Raw genomic sequence first — 1,162 nt, forward strand, 5'->3', positions numbered from 1 at the left:
AGAAATGGGTCAGTAACAGCAAATTTTTTAGCGCACTTAATCTCTGCATGATTCTGCCAGGACCAGAAGCCCATCAGCTAGCAATTTATCTTGGTTGGAAATTACATGGAATTAGAGGTGGTATTATATCAGGTATCTTTTTTGTCTTGCCTTCTATGTTTATTCTATTGTGTCTGAGTATTATCTATGCCCTATATGGAAATACACCGTTATTAACATCTATTTTTAATGGTTTAAAACCCGCAGTATTAGCTATTATCATATATGCTACATGGAAAGTAGGACATAAATCACTAGTAAGTTTTTTACATTATACGGTTGCTTTTTCCTCATTCATTTGTTCCTATTTACTTCACATTTCAACTCCTTTAATACTATTTGGAGTTATCTTTTTTTCAGTTTTAATTCGTATTGCTGTTCCACGATTTATACTCTTGAAGAAAGGAAAAAATAAAACTGGTGATCATGAGGATTTATACTATGTAAATAGTCATCAAACTCCGTACAAGGCATCTTTAAAAACAATAATAAAGCAGTTTACTGTCTTTGTACTTCTTTGGCTTATTCCCTTTCTAAGTGTAACATTTCTGCTGGTCGATAAATTATTTTGGCAGAAACTTTCGTTGCTTTTTACCCAAACTGCATTCTTAACAATCGGAGGATCTTACACTGTTATTCCCTATGTAGCCAATTTGGTAACAAATAAATTAGCCTGGCTTTCCAAATCACAAATGATAGATGGTTTTGCTTTGACCGAAACTACTCCCGGACCGCTGGTCATTGTATTATCCTATGTAGGCTTCATGGCTGGATTAAATCACTTTAACGGATCTCTGTTAATGGGAACTATTGGGCTTCTGGTAGCTAGCTATTTTACTTTTCTACCCAATTTTATTATGATTTTTATGGGTGCTCCACTGATTGAAAAGTCTCAAAAAAATCAAACTATACAAGCCATCTTATCATTAATTACTGCTGCCGTTGTTGGAGTTATTGTAAACCTTGCCTTTTATCTTGGAGAAGGCATTTTGTTTTCGGGCAAAATTTTTTCTTTAGATAATTTTGACTGGATGGCATTTGGATGGGCTATATTCTCGTTGCTCTTGTTTGTTAGGTATAAACTAAATATGCTGTATCTTATATTAATAAGTATTTTTTATGG

The 1,162-nt window shown here is 33.6% G+C and carries 1 protein-coding gene; it reads left to right on the forward strand.

Annotation, left to right across the window (positions count from 1 at the left end):
• Positions 1-47 precede the first annotated feature (47 nt).
• Positions 48-1,162 (forward strand): chromate efflux transporter (gene chrA, locus JC605_RS23590; RefSeq protein WP_233074227.1); only part of this gene is annotated, 1,115 nt, incomplete at its 3' end.

The sequence above is a fragment of the Flavobacterium sp. IB48 genome (genome assembly GCF_016405855.1).
GTDB lineage: Bacteria > Bacteroidota > Bacteroidia > Flavobacteriales > Flavobacteriaceae > Flavobacterium > Flavobacterium ginsengisoli.